The 6,000-nt window shown below is 75.1% G+C and carries 5 protein-coding genes; 3 read left to right on the forward strand and 2 right to left on the reverse strand.

Annotated elements, in window-relative coordinates; all coding sequences use genetic code 11:
* Positions 1-15: 15 nt before the first annotated feature.
* Positions 16-1,320: an MFS transporter gene (locus tag ABD160_RS24250; protein WP_344026355.1), complete on the forward strand. Its 1,305-nt coding sequence runs from the start codon at positions 16-18 to the stop codon at positions 1,318-1,320.
* 10 nt (positions 1,321-1,330) lie between these two features.
* Here ABD160_RS24250 and ABD160_RS24255 read toward each other — a convergent pair whose 3' ends face one another.
* Positions 1,331-2,794: an MFS transporter gene (locus ABD160_RS24255; RefSeq protein ID WP_344026357.1), complete on the reverse strand. Its 1,464-nt coding sequence runs from the start codon at positions 2,792-2,794 to the stop codon at positions 1,331-1,333.
* Positions 2,795-2,878: 84 nt separating this feature from the next.
* On the opposite strand from ABD160_RS24255, the gene ABD160_RS24260 reads away from it, so the two are divergent.
* Together ABD160_RS24260 and ABD160_RS24265 are read left to right on the forward strand one after the other, a co-directional pair.
* On the forward strand, positions 2,879-3,949 hold the full coding sequence (locus ABD160_RS24260) for a tartrate dehydrogenase (RefSeq protein ID WP_344026359.1): 1,071 nt from the start codon (positions 2,879-2,881) through the stop codon (positions 3,947-3,949).
* Entirely contained in the window at positions 3,946-5,502 is a 1,557-nt protein-coding gene (locus ABD160_RS24265; RefSeq protein WP_344026361.1) for an acetolactate synthase large subunit, read from the forward strand. Before ABD160_RS24260 ends, ABD160_RS24265 begins: the two co-directional genes overlap by 4 nt.
* A gap of 114 nt (positions 5,503-5,616) precedes the next feature.
* Here the strand turns inward: ABD160_RS24265 and ABD160_RS24270 are convergent.
* On the reverse strand, positions 5,617-6,000 hold a 384-nt coding region (locus ABD160_RS24270), incomplete at its 5' end, for a hypothetical protein (protein WP_344026363.1).

The following is a 6,000-nucleotide window of genomic DNA, read 5'->3' on the forward strand; positions in this document are numbered from 1 at the left end:
TCGCCGGGAGGAACCGTGGCACCCACGCTCCGGTCGTCCCGCAAGGTCGCCACCGCCAGTCTCATCGGCACCACCATCGAGTGGTACGACTTCTTCATCTTCGGCACCGCCGCGGCCCTGGTGTTCGGCCAGGTGTTCTTCCCGTCGGTGGATCCGCTGGCCGGCACGCTGGCCTCGTTCGGCGCGTTCGCCGTCGGGTTCATCGCCCGCCCGGTCGGCGGCGCGGTCTTCGCGCACTTCGGCGACCGGATCGGCCGCAAGCCGATGCTCGTCTACTCGCTGCTGCTGATGGGGGCCGCGACCGTCGGGATGGGGCTGCTCCCCGGCTACGACACGATCGGCATCTGGGCCCCGGTGCTGCTGGTGACGCTGCGGTTCCTGCAGGGCTTCGGGGTCGGCGGCGAGTGGGGCGGGGCCGCGCTGATGGCCGTCGAGCACGCACCGGCGCACCGGCGCGGGTTCTACGGCAGCTGGCCGCAGGTCGGCGTCCCGCTCGGCCTGGTCATGGGCACGGCGACGTTCGCGGTGCTGTCCGCGGTGCTCACCGACGAGCAGTTCCTGGCCTGGGGCTGGCGGGTGCCGTTCCTGGCCAGCATCGCGCTGATCGGCGTCGGCATGTGGATCCGGCTCGGCGTGCACGAGTCGCCGGTGTTCCAGCAGACGATGGACGAGAAGACGGCGAACCGGATGCCGGTGCTCGAGGCGCTGCGCACCTACCCGAAGGAGATCGCGCTGGCCGCCGGGTCCTTCCTGGCGACCAACTCGACGTTCTACGTGGGCTCGGTCTGGCTGGTCACCTACGCCACCCAGGAGCTCGCCTACGACCGGACGACGATCCTGACCGCGAACGCCTTCCTGTCGCTGTCCGACATCCCGATGATCCTCGCCTTCGGCCTGCTCTCCGACCGGCTCGGGCGACGGCCGATGTTCCTGGCCGGGATGGGGGTGCTCGCGCTGTTCGCGGTGCCCTACTTCTGGCTCGTCTCGACCGGCAGCGTGTGGCTGTTCGTGCTGGGCGGGCTGGTCGTGCAGGCCTGCCGGTCGGCGGTCTACGGGCCGCAGTCGGCGTTCTTCGCCGAGCAGTTCTCCACCCGGATGCGCTACTCCGGGGCGTCGCTGGCCTACCAGATCGCCTCGATCCTGGGCGGCGTCGCGCCACTGCTGTGCACCGCGCTGGTCGCCTGGACCGGGTCGCTGTACGCGGTCGCCGGGTACGTCGCGTTCATCGCGCTGGTCTCGATGGGCTGCTCGTACCTGATGACCGAGACGCTGCGCTCCGGCCTGCGCGACGACACCCGGGTGGCCGCCGCCCGCGGGTGACCGGCGCCGCTCACCCGCCGCCGGTGGGCCCGCCCAGGTGGGTCGGCCGGTGGCCGGCCGGGGTGGCCGTCCGGCGGCGGGTGAGCACGACGTCGACGATCCCGAGCACCAGCGCCAGCGCGACCAGTCCGACCGTCACGACCAGCCCGCGGGAGATCGCGGACGCCCAGTCGCCGGTCGCGGCGAGCCGGGTGAAGAAGACCGCGCCCACCGCCGACAGCCCGACCGCCGTCCCGATCCGCTGCCCGGTCTGCAGCACGCCGGCCGCGGTGCCGCCCGCGGCGGGCGGGATCTCGGACAGCGCGATCGTCTGGTTCGGGGCGACGACCAGCCCGCCGCCCGCGCCGGCGACCAGCAGGGTCGCCGCGACCGCCCAGCCGGTCAGCGGGCTCCCCGCGGTCAGGGCCAGTGCCACGTCGGTCGCCACCAGCCCGGCCAGCACGACGGCGAGCCCGGCCACGACCACCGGCTGCCCGTACCGGGCCACCAGCCGCCCGCTCCACGCGGAGGTCAGCGCCGAGCTGAGCGCGAACGGCGTCATCGCCAGCCCGGTCTGCAGCGGGGTGTAGCCCAGCCCGTTCTGCAGGTACAGGGTGAGCACGAAGAAGATCGAGGTGAACCCGGCGAAGTAGGTCGCGCCGAGCGTCGCGCCGACCGCGTAGCTGCGGATCCGCAGCAGCCCGAGATCGACCAGCGGATGGCCGTGCGTGCGCCCGGCCCGCCGCTCCCAGCCGACGAACGCCACCAGCGCCGCGACCGCGACGGGCAGCAGCCACCACGGCGACGACGCCGGGTCCCGCTCGGCGAGCACCAGCGGCAGCATCAGGCACACCACCCCGGTGCCGAGCAGCGCGACACCGGGCACGTCCAGCGGGCGGCGCGGCCCGCGCGCCGGGGCGTCCCGGGGCAGCACCCGGGCCGCGAACACCAGCGCACCCAGCCCGATCGGGATGTTCACGAAGAACACCCAGCGCCAGCCGTCGGCGTCCCCGGCGAGCGCCAGCAGCAGTCCGCCGAGCAGCGGGCCGACCGCCGTCGAGATCCCGACGACGGCGCCGAACATGCCGAACGCCGTCCCCCGCTCCGGGCCGCGGAACAGGTCCTGGATGAGGCCGACGACCTGCGGGGAGAGCAGCCCGGCCGCGGCGCCCTGCAGCAGCCGGACCGCGACCAGCACCTCCGGTGTCGGGGCGAGCCCGGCGACCGCGCTGGTGAGGGTGAACAACGCGAGCCCGGCCAGGAACATCCGGCGCCGCCCGCGGTCGTCGCCGAGCCGCCCGGCCGCGACCAGCACCAGCCCGAAGGTGAGGGCGTAACCGGACACCACCCACGACACCTGGGCGGCGGACGCGTCCAGGTCGGCCTGCATCGACGGCAGCGCCACGTTGACGATGCTGACGTCGAGCAGGCTCATGAAGCCGGCGACCAGGCAGACGGACAGCGCCCACCAGCGGCGGGGATCGGGATCGTGCACCCCACCATTCGCGGGTGCCGGGGTGCGCGGCGCAACCCGGACCCCGGGTTCTCCGGACAGGGTCACACCGTGTGCACTGGGAGCATGACGACGTCGTTGCGCATCGCGCTGATCCCCGGCGACGGGATCGGCAAGGAGGTCCTCCCGCCCGCCACCGCCGTGCTGGACGCCGTCGGCCGCCGGCACGGCCTGAGCTTCGGCTACGACGAGTTCGACTGGTCCTGCGAGCGCTACGCGCACACCGGCGCGATGATGCCCGACGACGGCCTGGACCGGATCCGGCAGCACGACGCGATCCTGCTCGGCGCCGTCGGCTGGCCGGGGGTGCCCGATCACGTGTCGCTGTGGGGGCTGCTCATCCCGATCCGCCGCGCGTTCGCCCAGTACGTGAACCTGCGCCCGATCACGGTGTTCGACGGCGTGCGCTCGCCGCTGTCCGCGGCCCGGCCCGGCGACACCGAGGGCGGCGTCGACCTGGTGATCGTCCGGGAGAACTCGGAGGGCGAGTACTCCGAGATGGGCGGCCGGTTCGGGCGCGGCACGGACGGCGAGTTCGCGGTGCAGGAGGCGGTGTTCACCCGGCGCGGCGTCGGCCGGATCGCGGACTTCGCGTTCGACCTGGCGTCGCGGCGGCGGAACCGGCTGGTGTCGGCGACGAAGTCGAACGGCATCGTGCACACCATGCCGTTCTGGGACGAGGTGGTGACCGAGCGGGCCGCCGGGTTCGCGGGCGTGCAGTGGCGGTCCGAGCACATCGACGCGCTCGCCGCGAAGCTGGTGCTGGACCCGGCGTCGTTCGACGTGGTGCTGGCGTCCAACCTGTTCGGCGACGTGCTGTCCGACCTGGCCGCGGCCGTCGCCGGGTCGATCGGGATCGCGCCGTCGGGGAACCTCGACCCGACCCGCAGCCACCCGTCGATGTTCGAGCCGGTGCACGGCTCCGCCCCGGACATCGCCGGCCGCGGCATCGCGAACCCGCTCGGCGCGATCTGGTCGGCCGGGCTGCTGCTCGAGCACCTCGGGTACCCCGACGCGGGCGCCGAGGTGCTCGCCGCGATCCGCTCCGCGCTGCTGGAGGTGCGCACCGGCGACCTGGGCGGGACGGCCGGGACCGACGAGATGACCGCCGCCGTGCTGAAGCGGATCGACGCGTGAGGGGCGCGGAGGCGCTCGTCGGGTCGCTGGTCGGGGCCGGCGTCGAGGTCTGCTTCATGAACCCGGGCACCTCGGAGATGCACTTCGTGCAGGCGCTCGACGCGGTGCCGGAGATGCGCGGCGTGCTCGCCCTGTTCGAGGGCGTCGCCACCGGCGCCGCCGACGGGTACGCCAGGATCGCCGGGAAGCCGGCCGCGGTGCTGCTGCACCTGGGGCCGGGACTGGGCAACGGGCTGGCGAACCTGCACAACGCGCGCCGGGCGGGCACCCCGCTGCTGTGCGTGGTGGGCGCGCACGCCACCGACCACGTCCGGCACGACGCGCCGCTGGAGTCCGACATCACCGCGGTCGCGCGGACCGTGTCGGGCTGGGTGCACACCTCGGGCGACGCCCGGGACGTCGCCGCCGACGCGATGCGGGCGCTGGCCGCCACCTCGGAGCGCGGCGGGCAGATCGCGACGCTGGTGCTGCCCGCGGACGTGTCCTGGTCCGAGGGCGCGGCGCCCGCTCCCGCGCTGCCGGCGGCGCCGCCGTACCCGCCCGATCCCGGGCGGGTCGCCGCCGCGGCGGCCGCGGTCGCCGAGCCGGGCGCCGTGCTGCTGCTCGGCGGGCCCGCGCTGGGCGAGCGGGCGATGGACGCGGCCGGCCGGATCGCCGCCGCGACCGGCACCCGGTTGCTGGTCGAGACGTTCCCGCGCTGCTGGGACACCGGCGCCGGACGGCCGCGGGTGGACAAGCTCGGCTACTTCGCCGAGCAGGCGCTCGCCCAGCTCGACGGCGCGTCGTCGCTGGTGCTCGCCGGTGCCCGCTCGCCGGTGTCGTTCTTCGGGTATCCGGGCGTGCCCGGCGACCTGGTCCCGGACGGCTGCCCGGTGCTCGGCCTCGCCGACACCGCGACCGACGCCTGCGCCGCGCTGGAGGAGCTCGCCGCGGCGGTCGCCCCGGACGCCGTCGCCGAGCCGGCCCCGCGGTCCGCGCCGCAACCGCCGCCGGGACCGCTGGACGTCCGCTCGATGAGCGCGGCGATCGCGGCGGAGCTGCCGGACGGCGCGATCGTCGTCGACGAGTCGCTCACCGCCGGTGCGGCGCTCGCCCCGGCGCTGCAGACCGCGGCCCCGCACACCCAGCTGGCGCTCACCGGCGGGGCGATCGGCCAGGGGCCGCCGACCGCGGTCGGTGCCGCGGTCGCCGCGCCGGACCGGCCGGTGGTGGCGGTGCAGGCCGACGGCAGCGCGCTCTACACCTTCCAGGCACTGTGGACCCAGGCCCGCGAGCAGCTCGACGTCACCACGGTGCTGATCAACAACTCGGCGTACGCCATCCTGCGGGTCGAGCTGGCCCGCACCGGGGCGGGCGAGGCCGCCCGGTCGGGGCGGGCCGGCCGGATGCTCGACCTGTCCGACCCGACGCCGGACTTCGTGTCCCTGGCGACCGGCCTCGGAGTCCCGGCCCGGCGGGTGGAGACGACCGAGGCGCTGCTCGACGCCCTGCGGTGGGCCCGGGCCGAGCCCGGGCCGCACCTGATCGAGGCGATCGTGCCCGCGGTGGGCTGAGCTCTCCCGGGGTTGCTCGTGTCGCGGCGTTCATGATCCCTGTTTCGGGAGTCCTGGTGCGCCTGCGGCGCTCCGGCGCTCCCGAAACAGGGATCATGGTCGGTCGCTCAGGTGCTACAGCGACAGCAGTCGGTCGAAGAACTCCCGGTAGCGGCCGAGGGCCTGGCGCAGGTCCTCGGTCGAGGCGTCCTGGTGGGAGAACTGCTGCTCCAGGTCGTCACGCTGGTTGCGGAACAGGCTCTCCAGCTCGTCGAGCACCTCGCCGACCAGCTCGTTCGCGCCGTGCACGGCGCGGCGGGGCTCGTCGACGAACTCGCCCTTCAGGACGTTCCAGCGCTCCTGGTAGCGGCCGGCCCGGTCCGGCGGGATCAGCGACGAGCCGCCGGGCGCCGGATCGGCGGTGCCCGGTCGCGCGCCGGGATCCCCGGCGGGCCCTCCGCCCGGGGCCGCCGCGGGCGCCCCGCCCGGTCCGGCTGCAGGCGCTCCCGCCGCGGTCGT

Origin of the sequence: Pseudonocardia kongjuensis (genome assembly GCF_039526905.1) — a bacterium.
GTDB classification, from domain to species: Bacteria; Actinomycetota; Actinomycetes; order Mycobacteriales; family Pseudonocardiaceae; genus Pseudonocardia; species Pseudonocardia kongjuensis.

Coding starts and splice junctions, on each gene's coding strand:
- ABD160_RS24260 (WP_344026359.1), top strand. CDS start 2,879: ATGACGACGTCGTTGCGCATCGCGCTGATCCCCGGCGACGGGATCGGC.